This window comes from Mycobacteroides franklinii, assembly GCF_001853795.1.
Classification (GTDB): Bacteria; Actinomycetota; Actinomycetes; order Mycobacteriales; family Mycobacteriaceae; genus Mycobacterium; species Mycobacterium franklinii.
Map to the genome: position 1 here is coordinate 2,059,141 of NZ_MLIK01000019.1, position 16,415 is coordinate 2,075,555.

A 16,415-nucleotide genomic window follows, 5' to 3' on the forward strand; every position below is an offset into this window, starting at 1 on the left:
ATTGGTCTAGTATACCGACCAGTGGTCTGTTCAGGCCGTCCGAGAGGATATCGCGACATGGATACCGCGTTCACCACGATCGATCCGGCCCCGCGCACGCGTGCATTCGCACGGGTCATCGGCCCCTTTGTCGCCACCGTTACCGGCATCATCGCCGTGCGTGCGGGGGACTTGAGCTTCCTGGGCGAGAGCTTCTTCAAGGACCCGATGTGGTCGTGGCTGTTCGGCGCGCTGCTGTTCTTCTGCGGGCTGATGATCATCGCGTTTCACCAGTTCTGGCGCGGGCTCGCGCCGGCAATCATTTCGCTGTTCGGCTGGTTTCTGGCACTGCGGGGATTCGTACTGTTGGCGTTTCCCCAGCTGATGCAGAAGGGCGTCGACGCCTCGATACCGGCAGTCGGGCCGGTCCGGGTCTTCTTCCTGTTCATGGCGGCTGTCGGTCTGTACCTGACTTACGTCGGCTGGATCAGGAAGCGCTGAGCCGTGCCGCGTGTGGTGAAGCATCCGGAGGTGCGCCGGGCCGAATTACTCGATCTGGCGATGGCCCTATTCCTGGAGCGCGGCTACGAAAAGGTCAGTCTCAATGATCTGATCGCGACCTCGGGGATGTCGAAAGGTGCTTTCTACCACTACTTTCCGTCCAAAGAGGCTCTGATGTCCGCGCTGGCCAAACGTAGCGCTGACCAGGCCTTCGAGGCGTTGAGCCCCGTCTTCGCAGAACCGGGGAAGGGCGCCTTGGAACGGCTGAATACTGGTCTGAGGGCCAGCTACGAGGTCAAAATGGCGCTCGGTGCACCAGAGAGCATCGCGGCGATGGCGTCGATGCTGCGACCGGAAAACCAATCGCTGCTGCGCAGGATCTCGGCGATTTGGGAGGACAAGTTCCGCCCGGTGCTCACCGAGTTGATCACCCAAGGAGTCGCCGAAGGAGTGTTCGAGACCTTCGATCCTGAGGGCGTCGGTGACATGATTCAGAGCCTGGCGGCCACCATGGGCGCCACGGTGCACCGGATCATGGTCGCCCCGGATGCGCGGGCGCGCGCGGAGGCGATCGACGCTGCCGTGCTGCGTCAGCGGCTCTACGGCATGGCCACCGATCGCATTCTGGGGCTGCCCGACGGAACTGTCGAGGTGCTGGATCGCACTCAGATCGACAGGCTGGTCGCCGCGCTCTAGCGCCGGGAAACCGCGTTGAGATGTCGGACCCCGCGCGCACAGTGGTCGCATGCTCGATCTGGTGCTGCCACTGGCCTGCGGTGGTTGCGGGGCACCATCGGTCCGTTGGTGCGCGGCCTGCGCGTGTGCGTTCACGGCGGAGCCCGTGGTGGTGACCACCCGGGTCGATCCCGGAGTTCCTGTCCTGTCGCTCGGACGGTATGCGGGCGCGCGGCGACAGGCGATCGTGACGATGAAGGACCGCGGTCGCCGCGATCTCACCGTTCCGTTGGGGGTGGCACTCGCGCGGGGAGTGGATCAACTACTGCGCTGGCACGTGATCGAGCGCCCGGTAACGCTGGTGCCGGCTCCGACTCGATGGACCGCCGCACGTAGCCGAGGTGGAGACCCGGTGACCGCCGTCGCTACCGTCGCCACCCGGATTCCGGGCGTGCGCGTCGCATCCCTGCTGCGTATGAAGATGGGTGCGCGAGATTCGGTCGGGCTGTCAATTTCTGCCCGGCAGCGCAACGTCGCCGGGCGTATCGCGCTGCGCCGAACCGCGCGGCCGGGCACGGAATTGGTGCTGGTTGACGACGTCGTGACCACCGGGGCCACTGTTGCCGAATCGGTCAGAGTGTTGAAATACGCGGGATTTCACGTCGCGGCCGTGCTCACGCTGACCTATTCCTAAACACATGTTCGATGCTCTTCGCCTGATCGGCTCATCGTGAGTGTGACGATCTCGAAACGACTCTCACGAATCGGTGGCAAGGGGAGTGAACACGGACTACCGTCGGGGCCAACAAGCTATGAACGTTCCGAGTTTGGGCGGTCAAACTGCTCTCCAAATACGGAACGCCTGCTTCCCGTAGGGCGGAGGAGGTGGTTGCCAACCCCAGCGCCGGCGGGCTGCCGTCTCAGCGTTTCAGGCGACTCCGGCGTACTTCAGATATCAAACATGGGCGCCGTCAACATCTTTAGTCCCTAGCGGGCGGGTTGAGCGCAAGCGCACTCTCAGTATCGGAGGTATGACTTGTCAAGCACATCAAAGGCATCCGTTGCACTCGAGGACGATGAGCGAACGGCCCAAGCCGATATCGTCGTCAAGGGCCGAAACGTAGAAATCCCCGATCACTTCCGAATCTTTGTGAACGACAAACTGTCCCGTCTGGAACGTTACGACAAGACCCTTTACCTTTTTGATGTAGAACTCGAACACGAACGCAATCGTCGCCAGAAGAAGAGCTGTCAGCGCGTGGAGATCACCGCGCGGGGCCGCGGACCGGTTGTCCGGGGCGAGGCATGTGCCGACACGTTCCACAGCGCGCTCGAAGCTGCCGTCGCCAAGCTGGAAAGCCGGCTGCGGCGAGGTCGTGATCGCCGCAAGGTTCATTACGGAGACAAGACGCCGGTATCACTTGCCGAGGCCACTAAGGTCCTGCCGGCCGATGCCTTCACGCCGCCCGCGGCGGTGAATGGCGCGCACAGTCACAACGGCGCTGTGATCGAGGACGGGCACGGCCCGGGTCACATCGTGCGAACCAAGGAACACCCGGCCAAGCCGATGACGGTCGACGACGCGCTGTACGAGATGGAATTGGTCGGTCACGACTTTTTCCTCTTCCACGACGAGTCGTCTGGTCGCCCGTCGGTGGTGTACCGCAGGCACGCGTATGACTACGGCCTGATACGCCTCGGGGAGTAGGGCGCGCGGTCACCGCGCAGAGAATCCCCGCACCGGACCGCAACCGGTGCGGGGATTCTCATATGTGCAGCCGCTACGTTTTCGCCCTGCCGGTGAGCTGACGGCAAGGCGGTGGCCACCGTGACCAGCACCATGACGCTGCGTGGCGACCGGACGGCCGTGCGACAGGGGGCTGGGATGGGGCCGTACCCGGTCCAGCGCGTCCAGGGCACTGCGCATCCATCAGCGGCGCGGAAATCGCCCTCCCGGACCCCGTCGACGCTCCGTTGCGGGTCAATTCCCGCCGTCCGGTCACGCGGAGTGGAGAGCATTGGGCGGGGTCTGTTGTTCCGGCTCGTGACGGCCAGAATCGGACAGTGAACCCCTACTGGGCAGACATTGGGCGGTGCAGCTTGGGGCGACGCCTACGATGGGACTCGCTGAATCTGACAAGTCCTAACGAGTACAGGGGATATTGACGTGCTGTCGAAGTTGCTGCGCCTTGGTGAAGGTCGCATGGTCAAGCGTCTCAAGGGCGTGGCCGATTACGTCAACACCCTGTCCGATGACGTCGAGAAGCTCTCCGATAGCGAGCTGCAGGCCAAGACCGGCGAGTTCAAGGGGCGCCTGGAAAAGGGCGAAACCCTCGATGACCTGATGCCCGAGGCATTCGCCGTCGCCCGCGAAGCCTCCTGGCGGGTGCTGAGCCAGCGTCACTTCGATGTGCAGATCATGGGTGGTGCCGCGCTGCATGCCGGGAACGTCGCCGAGATGAAGACCGGTGAGGGCAAGACGCTGACGTGTGTGCTTCCCGCGTATCTGAATGCTCTCGCCGGTAAGGGCACGCACGTCGTCACCGTCAACGACTACCTGGCCAAACGTGACTCGGAGTGGATGGGCCGCGTACACCGCTTCCTCGGCCTGAACGTTGACGTGATCCTGTCGCAGATGAACCCCCAGGAGCGGCGCGAGGCCTACAACGCCGACATCACCTACGGCACCAACAACGAGTTCGGCTTCGACTACCTACGCGACAACATGACCCACTCACTCGACGAGCTGGTGCAGCGCGGTCACGCATTCGCCATCGTCGACGAGGTCGACTCGATCCTCATCGACGAGGCCCGCACCCCGCTGATCATCTCGGGTCCGGCCGACGGCGCCTCCAACTGGTATCCCGAGTTCGCGCGGCTTGTCCCGCTCATGGAGAAGGACACCCATTACGAGGTCGACATCCGCAAACGCACCATCGGTATCCACGAGGTCGGGGTGGAATTCGTCGAGGACCAGCTGGGCATCGACAACCTGTACGAGGCGGCCAACTCCCCACTGGTGAGCTACCTCAACAACGCCATCAAGGCCAAGGAGCTGTTCAACCGCGACAAGGACTACATCGTCCGCGACGGTGAGGTGCTCATCGTCGACGAGTTCACCGGCCGCGTGCTGATGGGCCGCCGCTACAACGAGGGCATGCACCAGGCCATCGAGGCCAAGGAGCGGGTGGAGATCAAGGCCGAGAACCAGACACTGGCCACCATCACCCTGCAGAACTACTTCCGTCTCTACGACAAGCTCGCCGGCATGACCGGTACCGCCCAGACCGAGGCGGCCGAGCTCAACGAGATCTACAAGCTCGGTGTGGTCTCCATCCCGACCAACCGGCCGATGGTGCGTAAGGATCAGTCGGACCTCATCTACAAGACCGAGGAAGCCAAGTACATCGCCGTCGTCGACGATGTGGTGGAGCGCTACGAGGCCGGTCAGCCGGTGCTGATCGGTACCACCAGCGTGGAGCGCTCCGAGTACCTTTCGCGGCAGTTCACCAAGCGGCGCGTGCCGCACAACGTGCTGAACGCCAAGTACCACGAGCAGGAAGCCGGCATCATCGCCGAGGCCGGGCGCCGCGGCGCGATCACGGTGGCCACCAACATGGCCGGCCGTGGTACCGACATCGTGCTCGGTGGCAACCCGGACTTCTTGGCGGACAAGCATCTTCGTGACCAGGGCCTGGATCCGGTAGAAACCCCGGACGAATACCAGCAGGCCTGGGACGAGACGCTGCAGAAGTTCAAGGACGCGGCCGAAACCGAGGCCAAGGAGGTCCAGGAGGCCGGCGGTCTGTACGTGCTCGGTACCGAGCGTCACGAGTCCCGGCGTATCGACAACCAGCTGCGTGGACGGTCCGGACGTCAGGGCGACCCGGGCGAATCCCGCTTCTACCTGTCGCTGGGCGACGAATTGATGCGGCGCTTCAATGGTGCTGCGCTGGAGACGATTCTGACGCGCATGAACGTCCCGGACGACGTGCCGATCGAAGCCAAGATGGTGACCAGCGCCATCAAGAGCGCGCAGACGCAGGTTGAACAACAGAACTTCGAGGTCCGCAAGAACGTCCTCAAGTACGACGAGGTGATGAACCAGCAGCGCAAGGTCATCTACGCCGAACGTCGCCGCATCCTGGAGGGCGAGGATCTGCAGCCGCAGATTCAGGAGATGATCACCGACACTGTTTCCGCCTACGTCGATGGTGCCACCGCCGATGGCTATCACGAGGATTGGGACTTCGACGCTTTGTGGACAGCCCTCAAGACGCTGTACCCGGTGAGCCTGAAGCCCGAGGAACTCATCGCGTCCGACAAGTACGGTGAGGCCGACGAGCTGAGCCCCGAGGACCTCAAGGCGGCCCTGCTCGATGACGCCAAGAATGCTTACAAAGCAAGGGAAGTCGAGATCGACGGCCTGGCCGGTGAGGGCTCGATGCGTCAGCTGGAGCGCAACATCCTGCTCAGTGTGATCGACCGCAAGTGGCGCGAGCACCTCTACGAGATGGACTACCTCAAGGAGGGCATCGGGTTGCGGGCCATGGCGCAGCGCGATCCGCTGGTCGAGTACCAGCGCGAGGGCTTCGACATGTTCACCGCGATGCTCGACGGCCTCAAGGAGGAGTCGGTCGGCTTCCTGTTCAACATCAACGTCGAGGTTCAACAGCCGGCAGAGGGAGCGGTCGTCCCGCAGGCGGCACCCGAGGGTCTGGCCGAGTTTGCTTCTGCCGCAGCGCAAGCCGCGCAGGGAGAGCTGCGGGCCAAGGGCCTTGACGAGTCCACCCCGGAGCTGACCTACTCGGGTCCGGCAGAGGACGGCTCGGCGCAGTCCCGGCATGAGGGCGGCTCGGCCGCGGCCTCGGGCGGCGGCACACGCCGTGAGCGTCGGGAAGCGGCACGTAACACCGGCCGCACCGCCAAGCCGGCACGGTCGCGCCGCAAACGCTAGGCGTCAGCCGAGCTGCAACGCGACCACAAGCCAGTTGCCGCGCACGGATTGGATCCGTCCGGCGAATGCCTTGACGCGCCCACCGCGTTCGAATGTCCCGAAGATCTCCGCGGTGTCGTCTGCGCAGCGACGCACCCGGACCTTGCTGAGCCGCGCCGCGGTGGTGGCCGGGGCGCGCGCTGAGCGCGCCATCACCGCGCTCAGCGGTCCGTCGGCAAGCAGCGGGCGCAGCTGGACGATGGGCCGGCGCCGGTCCATGACTTCCAGGACACGGCGCATTGCGGCATCGGCGAACGCAACCGCCTGCGGCGGCGGAGATTGTTCGCGCAGATGTGCCTGACGTTCGATACCCGCTGGCCGAGTCCGGGATTGGTGCAACCTCGCGGGCCGCGGTGAATGGCAGGCCGCCGGCAGGCTGGCCAGCACAGGCGCCGGTTCATAGTCGGCAACCCGGGTGATGTAGCGATGAGACATGTTCCCCTCCAGTGAATGAGCCCCCTCATTTGCTCTGCTGGAGAGTCGCAGATCATTGCCGATCATGATCGCACAGCCGATGTCCAGGGCGCCAGGGTACGGTTGGCAGAACGTTCGACACAGCGGCGCCGCTCGGTACAAGTGGCGAGGTTTTAGGGGAAGGCGGCGCGGATTGTGGTGAGCAGGTTGTCCGCGCTTGACGCATCTTTCTACTCCAGCGAGGACAGTTCGACGCCGATGCATGTCGGCTCGCTGGCGATCATTCGTAAGCCCCGCGGCGGCTTGACCTACGAGGACCTGCTGGCGCTGGTGGAAAGGCGCCTACCGCAGGTTCCCCGCTACCGGCAGCGGGTGAAGGAGATCGGGTTCGGGCTGGCCCGTCCGGTATGGCTCGACGATGTCGACTTCGATATCACCTACCACATCAGGCGCTCGGCGTTGCCGTCCCCGGGAAGTGACGGGCAGCTGCAAGATCTGGTGGCCCGCTTGACATCTCGCCCGCTGGATCGGTCGCGACCGCTGTGGGAGATGTACTTGGTCGAGGGGCTGTCCAAGAACCGGCTGGCCATCTACACCAAGGCGCATCAGGCCCTGGTGGACGGGCACTCCGCGCTCAGTCTTGGCCAGGTCCTGTTCGACGGGACCGCGCGCACACCGGATTTCGAGGAAGACATCTGGGTGCCGGAGCATGAACCGAGCTCCAGTGAGCTCATTGCCGGGGCCGTCTCGGAATGGTTGGCACGTCCCGGTGCCCGGTTGGAGGCGGTGCGTAACACCGTCGCCGACGTCGCGTCGCTGACGGGCGAGATCGGCGATTTGGGCGACCGTATGGTCAAGGTGGTGCGCACGGCGGCTCGCGGTGCCGCGCCACGCGGGCCCCTCAATCAACGCGTATCGCGCAGTCGGCGGTTCGGCGTGGTGACCACGAAGCTGTCCGACTACCGTCGGGTGCGTGCCAAGTACGACTGTGACGTCAACGATGTGGTGTTGGCGACAATCGCTGGGGCACTGCGTAACTGGTTGATGAGCAGGGGAGAGCCGGTCACTACCGCCTCCACCATCCGGGCCATGGTGCCGATGTCGGTGTACCGGGACGGCGATCTGGATGTGGATGGAGAGGGAGCTGCGACCACCGAGGTGTCGCCGTTCCTCGTCGATCTTCCCGTCGGTGAGGGCAACACCGTGGTGCGGCTGTCTCAGATCGCGCATGCCACCGAATCACATTCCGCGGCATTTAGTTTGGTCGATGTCCCGAACATGGCGGCGCTTTCCGGGTTCGTGCCGCCGACCTTGCATGCGTTGGCGGCCCGCGTCGCGACGACACTGCCGAGCCGCCTGTTCAATCTGTTGGTCACGAATGTGCCTGGGCCGCAGTCCCCGATGTATCTGGGCGGGGCGCGGCTGGCGGAGATCTACCCGGTGCCGCCGCTGCTGCGTAATCAGGTGTTGTCGATCGGACTGACGTCCTACAACGGCGCTGTGTATTACGGAATCAACGCCGATCGTGAAGCGATGCCCGATGCTGACATGCTCCCGGTGCTCATCACCGAGGCGCTCGACGAATTGTTGGAGGCTGCCCAGTAATGCCCATGCAGGTCTATATCCCGGTGACGCTGTCGATGCTGCGCACACTGGTGGCCGACGGTGAGTTGTGGCCGGTGAACGGCACCGCCTTCGCGGTGACACCGGCGCTGCGCGAGGCGTACTCCGCGGGTGATGAGGACGAGCTGTCCGAGGTGGCGATGCGTGAGGCGGCACTGGCCTCGCTGCGGCTGCTGGCCAATGAGGACGGTGACGACGGGTTACCGGCCCGACGGGCGGTGCTGGTCGCCGATGCCGACGATGCGAAGCTGCGGCCCGATCTGGACGACGCCGTGGTGCGGTTGGCGGCCGCGGTGCCGATATCGGCGGTGGTGGCCGCGCACGTGGATCTGGCGCAGGCCGAACCGGACGTGGTGCGCGCGGCCGAGGTGATCGACGCCGCGGACCTGGGTGATGAGGATGCCGAACTGGTGGTCGGCGATGCGCAGGATCACGATCTGGCCTGGTACGCCACCCAAGAGCTGCCGTTCCTGCTCGACCTGCTGTAGGCGGCAGGACGTGGCCGATTGGCCTGTTTCTGGCCAGTAACCTACGGTAGCGTAGGTTACGCCTCGCTGGGCATCTCCGTCATGAATGGAAGGTCATCGGCTGTGAAACTGGCTTCCTGGCTAGACGCGTCCGCCTCGGGCGCCCCCAAGTCACGTCATCCGGCGGTAAACATCTTGCGTGGCTTGGCTTCCCGCATCACGACGCCACTGCTGCCGGACGACTATCTGAGCCTGGCCAACCCGCTGTGGTCGGCCCGCGAGCTACGCGGCCGGGTGGTCAGCGTGCGCAAGGAGACGAGTGACTCCGCCACCCTGGAGATCAAGCCGGGCTGGGGCTTTCACTTCGACTATCACCCCGGTCAGTACGTCGGCATCGGCGTGCTCATGGATGGTCGCTGGCGCTGGCGGTCGTACTCGCTGACCTCCGCGCCTGCGATGAGCGGCTCGCGCGAAGAGCGTCGGGCGCTGCATGCCGGCGGCTCGGGGCGCACCATCACCATCACCGTCAAGGCGATGCCCGAGGGATTCCTCTCGACCCATCTGGTCAACGGCCTGGAGCCGGGCACGATCGTGCGGCTCGCCGCCCCGCAGGGCAACTTCGTGCTCGACGATCCCGCACCGCCCGCGATCTTGTTCCTTACCGCAGGCAGCGGCGTCACCCCGATCATGTCGATGTTGCGCACGTTGGTGCGACGCTCGGCCGCGGCGGGCTTGCCGCTGCCCGACGTGGTGCATCTGCACTCGGCACCTACCGAGGGGGACGTGATGTTCGCCGGAGAGCTGGCGGCGTTTTCCGAGGCGCACCCGTCCTATCACTACCGGTTGCGGACCACGAAGACCCAGGGGCGGCTGGATCTCTCCGCGCTGGCCACCGAGGTGCCGGACTGGGCGCAGCGCCAGACATGGGCGTGTGGGCCGGAAGGCATGCTCGACGATGCCCAGCGGGTGTGGACGGACGCCGGTCTTGGCGAGCTGCTGCATCTGGAGAGGTTCGCGGTTTCCCGTGCCGCGCCGCACGGACAGGGCGGCGTGGTGACTTTCGCGCGCAGCGGTAAGCAGCGCGAGGCTGATGCGGCCACCTCGCTGATGGAAGCCGGGGAGGACGCCGGCGTGCAGATGCCCTTCGGATGCCGGATGGGGATCTGCCAGACCTGTGTGGTGTCGCTGGTGGAGGGGCACGCGCGGGACCTGCGAAACGGCGCCGAGTACGAACCTGGGACGCGCATTCAGACATGCGTGTCCGCGGCATCGGGGGATTGCGTTCTCGACGTGTGAGGTTAACGGCCTAGTAACCTACGGTGCCGTAAGTTACGCTATCGTAGGCACGAACCGGCGAAGGGAGCTCACGGATGGCGATTTCGGATATCCAGGAATTCGCGCACCTCACTGAGGCTGATGTCGAGGCACTCGGACATGAGTTGGATGCGATTCGTCGTGATGTCGAGGAATCGCTCGGAGCCGCTGACGCCCGCTATATCCGTCGCACCATCGCTGCGCAGCGCACCCTGGAGCTGAGTGGCCGTGTGCTGCTCGCGGCGAGCAAGAAGCGGTCCGCCTGGTGGGCGGGGGCGGTGACGCTCGGTGTGGCCAAGATCGTTGAGAACATGGAGATCGGTCACAACGTCATGCACGGCCAGTGGGACTGGATGAATGATCCCGAGATCCACTCCTCCAGCTGGGAGTGGGACATGGTGGATCCGTCCTCGCACTGGAAGCAGACCCACAACTACATCCACCACAAGTACACGAATGTGCTTGGCATGGATGACGATGTGGGCTACGGACTGCTGCGCATTACCCGCGATAAGAAGTGGACCCCGTTCAACCTGGGCAACCTGGTCTACAACACGCTGCTGATGCTGTTGTTCGAATGGGGCGTTGGCGCACAGCATTTGGAGCTCGGAAAAGTAGCCCAGGGCCGTGCGGACAAGGCGGAGTTCCACGCCAAGCGGAATGAAGCGCTGGCCAAGATGGGCAAGCAGGTCGCCAAGGACTATGTGGCGTACCCCGCGCTGAGCGCCCTCTCGCCCGCGGGAAGTTATCGCAAGACGGTCACCGCCAACCTGTTGGCCAACGTGATTCGCAACATCTGGTCCAACGCGGTCATCTTCTGTGGGCACTTTCCGGACGGTGCGGAGAAGTTCACCAAGCAAGATCTGAAGAACGAGACGCAGGGACAATGGTATCTGCGACAGATGTTGGGCAGCGCCAACTTTGACGCCGGCCCGGCGATGGCATTCATGAGCGGCAACCTGTGCCACCAGATCGAGCACCACCTGTTCCCGGATCTGCCGAGTAACCGCTTGGCCGCCGTATCGGTACGGGTGCGCGAGCTGTGCGACAAGTACGACCTGCCGTACACCTCCGGGCCGTTCCTGGTGCAGTACGCGAAGGCGTGGCGGACCATCGCCAAGCTGTCGTTGCCGGACAAGTACCTGACCTATACCGCCGATAACGCACCAGAGACGCGCAGCGTCAAGATGTTCGACGAGTTGGAGCCGCGCGAGCGGCGCGGGCTGAAGTCCGCGTTTGCCGCCGTGCGTGCGCGGCGAAAGGGTCGTCGCGGCGTCAAGGTCTGACGAGGAAACGCAAAAGCCCCCGAACGCTCAGTGCGTCGGGGGCTTTTGCGTTCAGTAGCGGCGAGGAATTATCCCCGGCCGGATACGGAGACCCACATGGTGGCCCAGGCGGCGACGCCGCAGGCGAAAATGGCTGCCACACTGGCGATTCTACGAACGTAGCTCGTCATCTTTAACCCCTGACCCTTCGTTGGCTGTCTCCGTTGCAGCCACTAATGGAAACGCTAATAGGCGTGTGCCGATATCGCGATTCGGGAAGACCCCCGCAACCAAGAGTTAGGCCGTTGTTAACGCAGAAAGTAACTGGCGAACAGCGGTTACCCGTTTGGCTGATGACCCGGTCAGCTCATCAAGAGCACATTCGGGATCAGCGGGCGGGCCCAGGTGCTGGCAACCGCGTGGGCAGTCTTCGATGGCCTCGGACAGGTCGCTGAACGCGGCCAGCACGTCGGCGGGCTGGATATGGGCCAGGCCGAAGGACCTGATGCCCGGGGTATCGATGACCCAGCCCGACGGGTGTAGCGGAAGTGCTATCGACTGGGTGGAGGTGTGGCGCCCCTTGCCCACACCCGTCACCTCGCCGGTCGCGCGATGAGCCTCGGGAACAAGGCGATTCACCAATGTGGACTTGCCCACTCCGGAATGGCCGAGTAGCGCGGTGAGACGGTTCGCCAGTATGTCCATGATGGGTTCTAGCGGCGCATCGCGTCCAGCCTTGATGACCTGCAAGTCGAGATCGGCGAACTGCGCGGCGAACTCATCAGGATCTGCCAGATCGGTTTTGGTGAGTGCCAGGATTGGGGTGAGGCCGCCCGCGTAGGCGGCAATGAGTGTCCGTTCCACCAGGCCGGTGCGTGGTGGGGGATCGGCGACTGCCACCACGATCAGCAATTGGTCGGCGTTGGCCACAAAGATGCGCTCGAAGGGGTCGGTGTCATCGGCGGTGCGGCGCAACACCGTTCGGCGATCTTCCAGGCGAACGATGCGGGCAAGTGCGTCGGGGCGCCCGGACAGATCGCCGACCAGGCTCACGGTATCGCCCACCACAATCGGAGTGCGGCCGAGCTCTCGTGCCCGCATCGCGGTCACCTGCTGGGTGGGATCCGGCGTTGAACCATCCTGCAACACACAGCCCCAGCGGCCGCGGTCCACGGTAGTGACCATCGCGGGCACCGCATCGGCATGCTCGGGACGATTCTTGGTGCGAGGCCGCGAGCGTCGGCCCGGCCGGATGCGGGCGTCGGACTCGTCGTACTCGCGTGGACTCAAGAGGCGCGACCGCCCGATTGCGCGAGCATGTCGGCCCACATTCCGGGGAAGTCGGGCAGTGTCTTGCTGGTGGTCGCGATGTCGTCTACGGACACCCCGGGTACTTTCAGGCCGACAAGTGCTCCGGCCGTGGCCATCCGGTGATCCGCATACGAACCCCACACCCCGCCGTGCAGACCGGCGGCGACAATGCGCAATCCGTCTTCGGTCTCCTCGCATTGCCCACCGAGGGCATTGATCTCGTGGGCGAGTGCCTTGAGTCGATCGGTCTCGTGTCCGCGCAGATGCGCAATCCCGCGCAGTATCGAGACGCTGCCCGGTTCGGCAAGGGCGGCCAGCGCGGCGACCGTGGGGGTGAGCTCGCCCACCTCGCCAAGGTCCAGATCGACAGCGCCGTAACCGGTCTGGCCGGTAACTTCGAGGTAGTCGTCCGTCAGCGAGACCGTCTGGGCGAATTGGCGCACCACATCCTCGATCTGGCGCGCGGGCTGGGTGGATTGCCTCGGCCAGCCGGTGATGCGCACAGTGCCACCGGTAGCCAACGCGGGCGCGATGAAGGCCAGTGCATTGGACAGATCCGGCTCGATTGCCCACTGGTGCGCGGGAATCAGTTGTGGATCGATATGCCAGCGCCCGGGGGTGGAATCGTCCACCGCGATACCCGCCTCGCGCAGCATTGTCACCGTCATGACCACATGCGGACCCGACGGCAGCACGTCCGCGGTGTTCACCGCCGTCAAGCCATGGGCGAACGCGGCGCCGGAAAGCAGTAGACCGGATACGAATTGGGATGATCCCGATGCGTCGACGCCCACCTCGCCGCCGCGAACCTGGCCGGCACCGGCCACCGTGAATGGCAGATGCTGCCTGTCGATACCCACTCCGATGGACCGCAGCGCGTCCAAAAGGGGAGCGATGGGTCGGGCACGTGCCTGCTCGTCTCCGTCAAAAACGGTGGGGGCGGCGCGAAGTGCGGCTACGGGTGGCAGGAATCGCAGCACGGTACCGGCGAGCCCACAGTCAACCGTCGTCGGATGGCCGTCTCCGGCTCCCGGCGAGACGGTCAGATCGGTGCCATCGCCGGTGACATCGAACCCGAGCGCGTGCAGCGCGCCGATCATGAGATCGGTGTCGCGGCTGCGCAATGCACCAGACACCGTCGACGTGCCACCCTCGCGCGCTGCCAGCGCTGCGAGCACGAGCGCGCGATTGGTCTGGGATTTTGAGCCGGGCATGGTGATGGTCGCGCTGATGGAACCGTCGATCGTCGGTGCCTGCCAGAGTCCGCTCGTCACCGACTCATTGTCCCGGACGACCACCTGCGGTGTCGGCCCCGGGTGGCACGATGGCCATATGTGCGGACGGTACGCGGTGACGATCGACCCGGCGCTGCTTGCCGCGGAGATCGACGCGGTCGACGAGATAAGCACCAGGAATCAGGCCCCGGGTTCCGCGCAGCAGCTCCCCACCATCCCGAACTACAACGTCGCACCCACCGACCCGGTGCTCACGGTGGTGGCACGGCATCGCGAGCCCGGCGACGTTCCCACCCGTCGAGTGCGCGCGATGCGCTGGGGGCTGGTGCCCAACTGGACCAAGGCCCGCGAGGACGGCCGACCAGAGTCCAAGGGGGCCCCGCTGATCAACGCCCGGGCGGAAACTCTCACCACGGCCGCTACCTTCCGGGTCGCGGCCCAGTCCAAGCGGTGTCTGGTGCCGATGGACGGCTGGTACGAGTGGCGCAAAGAAGAAGGCGCCAAGACCGCCTTCTATATGAATGCGCACGACGGGAAGCGGTTGTTCGCGGCGGGACTGTGGTCCGTGTGGAAACCCGCCGGTCAGCAAGGGCGCGATGCGGCTCCTCTGCTCAGCTGCACGATCGTCACCACCGACGCGGTCGGCCCGTTGCAGGAGATCCACGACCGCATGCCGTTGATGCTCGGTGCCGATACCTGGGACCGCTGGCTGGACCCCGATCGTGAGCTGGATCAAAGCCTTCTGCGGGTCCCGGGCACGGCAACCGGTATCGACACTCGACAGGTGTCATCGCTGGTCAACAGCGTCGCGAACAATGGTCCGGAGCTGCTCGTGCCGGACGACGGATCCCCGGCCGTGGGGCAACAGATCACCCTGCTGTGATGGGTGCTGTCACCGCGTTCGTGAGCCCGATCAGATCGCCCGGTGCCAGCGCCATCTGCAGTCCGCGCTTTCCGGCGCTGCACAGGATGCGTTCCCATGTCAGGGCAGACGAATCGATCACGGTGGGCAGCCGCTTGCGCTGTCCGAGGGGCGAGATCCCGCCGACCACGTAACCAGAACTGCGTTCGGCGGCCGCAGGATCGGCCATGGTGGCCTTGGCCCGGCCGAGGGCGGCCGCAGCGGCCTTGAGCGATAGTGTCGCGGGTACCGGAATGACCGCGACCGCCAGATCAGATCCGCGATCCAGCGAGATCAGCAGTGTCTTGAAGATCTGTTCGGGAACCAATCCGGAGCCCGTCAGCGCGCGTACCGCCTCGTCACCGAAAGCGTGCTCCCCGGGGCGGTGTTCATAGGGCAGCAGTTCGTAGTCGACTGCGGCAGCGATCAATGCGGCGACTGCCGGAGTGGCAGCTTTGACGGCCTTGGAACCCACAACTGGGACAGTAGTGGGCGGCGATGAGCCGCTTGCGCGAAGAGCATCGGGCCGGGTCCGGTGAATTTCGAGTTGACAGTCGAGATACTTTGGGAAATACCCCGGCATGTATCGGTGTTGAGATGTCTGTCCGCAGCGAGCGGACTATGGTCCTCAACACGGAAGGGGTATTGCAGGTGACAATGGCGTGCCTCGAACGTCCGATGTCGGTGCCGATCCGTATGGTCGGTGTCGCTACCGAAAGGACCGCCGTGACAGAGATTGCAGATCCCGCCAATCAGCCGATTCACGTGGAGACTGAGGCCGAGCGGGTCGCGCGGTTCGAACGTGATGCGCTGCCCCTGCTGGACCAGCTCTATGGTGCCGCCTTGCGGATGACGAGAAATCCCGCAGACGCTGAGGACCTGGTACAGGAGACGATGGTCAAGGCATATGCCGGATTCGGGACCTTCAAAGAAGGCACCAATCTGAAGGCGTGGCTGTACCGCATTCTGACCAACACGTACATCAACATCTATCGCAAGAAGCAGCGTCAGCCGGCGGAGTATCCGACCGAGGAAATCACCGACTGGCAGCTGGCCGCGAACGCAGAGCACACCTCGACGGGGCTGCGGTCAGCGGAGATCGAGGCGCTCGATGGACTGCCTGACGATGAAATCAAAGAGGCGTTGAATAAGCTGCCGGAAGAATTCCGGATGGCCGTGTACTACGCGGACGTCGAAGGCTTCCCGTACAAGGAGATCGCCGAGATCATGGACACCCCGATCGGCACGGTCATGTCGCGTTTGCACCGCGGCCGCCGTCAGCTGCGCGAATTGCTGTCTGAAGTGGCCAAAGACCGTGGCTTCCTGCGCAACAATGAGTTGGCGGAGGGCCGGGCATGAGCGACGGTGGACTCAAGAAGAGCGGCAACTGCGAGGTATCGGGTTGCGCTGAGGTGATTGCGGAGGTGTGGACCCTCCTCGACGGTGAGTGCAGCCCGGAGAGCAGTGCTCGACTGCGGCATCACCTCGAAGAGTGCCCGGGCTGCCTGCAGCATTACGGCATTGAAGAGCAGATCAAAACACTCGTAGCCCGCAAGTGCGGTGGAGAAAAGGCACCTGACGGGCTACGTGAGCGTCTTAAGTTGAAGATCAGCCAGACCACTGTCATCGAGCAGCGGGCTGAAAACTCCTAGCGACTAGCTGTTGGGACGCTTGCCGTGGTTGGCGGCGTTGTGCTTGCGGCTGCGCTTCTTACGACCACGCTTGGCCATGGGA

17 protein-coding genes are annotated in these 16,415 nt (G+C 64.5%); 12 read left to right on the forward strand and 5 right to left on the reverse strand.

Annotation, left to right across the window (positions count from 1 at the left end; genetic code table 11):
* Positions 1–57: 57 nt before the first annotated feature.
* The 5 genes from BKG76_RS17460 (at position 58) to secA (ending at position 6,112) form a co-directional block, all read left to right on the forward strand.
* Positions 58–480: a hypothetical protein gene (locus tag BKG76_RS17460; RefSeq protein ID WP_070938708.1), complete on the forward strand. Its 423-nt coding sequence runs from the start codon at positions 58–60 to the stop codon at positions 478–480.
* A 3-nt stretch (positions 481–483) separates the two neighbouring features.
* Positions 484–1,176: a TetR/AcrR family transcriptional regulator gene (locus tag BKG76_RS17465; protein ID WP_070938709.1), complete on the forward strand. Its 693-nt coding sequence runs from the start codon at positions 484–486 to the stop codon at positions 1,174–1,176.
* A 49-nt stretch (positions 1,177–1,225) separates the two neighbouring features.
* Positions 1,226–1,849: a ComF family protein gene (locus BKG76_RS17470; protein ID WP_070938710.1), complete on the forward strand. Its 624-nt coding sequence runs from the start codon at positions 1,226–1,228 to the stop codon at positions 1,847–1,849.
* A 342-nt stretch (positions 1,850–2,191) separates the two neighbouring features.
* Positions 2,192–2,863 (forward strand): ribosome hibernation-promoting factor, HPF/YfiA family, encoded by a 672-nt coding sequence (gene hpf, locus BKG76_RS17475; protein WP_070938711.1) that lies wholly within the window; start codon positions 2,192–2,194, stop codon positions 2,861–2,863.
* A 459-nt stretch (positions 2,864–3,322) separates the two neighbouring features.
* The gene (gene secA / locus BKG76_RS17480) at positions 3,323–6,112 is read left to right on the forward strand and encodes a preprotein translocase subunit SecA (RefSeq protein WP_070938712.1); all 2,790 of its coding nucleotides are present in this window, start codon (positions 3,323–3,325) and stop codon (positions 6,110–6,112) included.
* Positions 6,113–6,115: 3 nt separating this feature from the next.
* Here secA and BKG76_RS17485 read toward each other — a convergent pair whose 3' ends face one another.
* Positions 6,116–6,586 carry an Rv3235 family protein gene (locus BKG76_RS17485; protein ID WP_070939331.1) on the reverse strand — a complete coding sequence of 157 codons (471 nt, stop codon included), beginning with the start codon at positions 6,584–6,586 and terminating at the stop codon, positions 6,116–6,118.
* A 174-nt stretch (positions 6,587–6,760) separates the two neighbouring features.
* On the opposite strand from BKG76_RS17485, the gene BKG76_RS17490 reads away from it, so the two are divergent.
* From BKG76_RS17490 to BKG76_RS17505, 4 genes are all read left to right on the forward strand, one after another.
* Positions 6,761–8,170 carry a WS/DGAT/MGAT family O-acyltransferase gene (locus tag BKG76_RS17490; protein WP_070938713.1) on the forward strand — a complete coding sequence of 470 codons (1,410 nt, stop codon included), beginning with the start codon at positions 6,761–6,763 and terminating at the stop codon, positions 8,168–8,170.
* 5 nt (positions 8,171–8,175) lie between these two features.
* Positions 8,176–8,676, forward strand: a complete 501-nt coding sequence (locus BKG76_RS17495; RefSeq protein ID WP_070939332.1) for a DUF6912 family protein — start codon at positions 8,176–8,178, stop codon at positions 8,674–8,676.
* 102 nt (positions 8,677–8,778) lie between these two features.
* Entirely contained in the window at positions 8,779–9,951 is a 1,173-nt protein-coding gene (locus tag BKG76_RS17500; protein WP_070938714.1) for a ferredoxin reductase, read from the forward strand.
* A 74-nt stretch (positions 9,952–10,025) separates the two neighbouring features.
* The gene (locus BKG76_RS17505) at positions 10,026–11,255 is read left to right on the forward strand and encodes a fatty acid desaturase family protein (protein WP_070938715.1); all 1,230 of its coding nucleotides are present in this window, start codon (positions 10,026–10,028) and stop codon (positions 11,253–11,255) included.
* A gap of 276 nt (positions 11,256–11,531) precedes the next feature.
* Here BKG76_RS17505 and rsgA read toward each other — a convergent pair whose 3' ends face one another.
* Positions 11,532–12,524: a ribosome small subunit-dependent GTPase A gene (rsgA, locus tag BKG76_RS17510; protein ID WP_070938716.1), complete on the reverse strand. Its 993-nt coding sequence runs from the start codon at positions 12,522–12,524 to the stop codon at positions 11,532–11,534.
* Entirely contained in the window at positions 12,521–13,819 is a 1,299-nt protein-coding gene (gene aroA / locus BKG76_RS17515) for a 3-phosphoshikimate 1-carboxyvinyltransferase (RefSeq protein WP_070938717.1), read from the reverse strand. Before aroA ends, rsgA begins: the two co-directional genes overlap by 4 nt.
* A gap of 58 nt (positions 13,820–13,877) precedes the next feature.
* On the opposite strand from aroA, the gene BKG76_RS17520 reads away from it, so the two are divergent.
* A complete protein-coding gene (locus BKG76_RS17520) occupies positions 13,878–14,663 on the forward strand; it encodes an SOS response-associated peptidase (protein ID WP_070939333.1) in 786 nt (261 codons plus the stop codon).
* On the opposite strand, the gene BKG76_RS17525 is transcribed toward BKG76_RS17520, so the two are convergent.
* Positions 14,650–15,156 carry an aminoacyl-tRNA deacylase gene (locus BKG76_RS17525; RefSeq protein ID WP_070938718.1) on the reverse strand — a complete coding sequence of 169 codons (507 nt, stop codon included), beginning with the start codon at positions 15,154–15,156 and terminating at the stop codon, positions 14,650–14,652. The two genes, BKG76_RS17520 and BKG76_RS17525, sit on opposite strands and share 14 nt — an antisense overlap.
* A 182-nt stretch (positions 15,157–15,338) precedes the next feature.
* Here BKG76_RS17525 and BKG76_RS17530 point away from each other — a divergent pair, with 182 nt between their 5' ends.
* Entirely contained in the window at positions 15,339–16,040 is a 702-nt protein-coding gene (locus BKG76_RS17530; protein ID WP_070939334.1) for a sigma-70 family RNA polymerase sigma factor, read from the forward strand.
* Positions 16,037–16,333, forward strand: coding sequence for a mycothiol system anti-sigma-R factor (gene rsrA, locus BKG76_RS17535; RefSeq protein ID WP_070938719.1), 297 nt, complete (start codon positions 16,037–16,039; stop codon positions 16,331–16,333). Before BKG76_RS17530 ends, rsrA begins: the two co-directional genes overlap by 4 nt.
* A gap of 3 nt (positions 16,334–16,336) precedes the next feature.
* Here rsrA and BKG76_RS25545 read toward each other — a convergent pair whose 3' ends face one another.
* A complete protein-coding gene (locus BKG76_RS25545; RefSeq protein ID WP_085988129.1) occupies positions 16,337–16,411 on the reverse strand; it encodes a 50S ribosomal protein bL37 in 75 nt (24 codons plus the stop codon).
* Between the last annotated feature and the right edge of the window lie 4 nt (positions 16,412–16,415).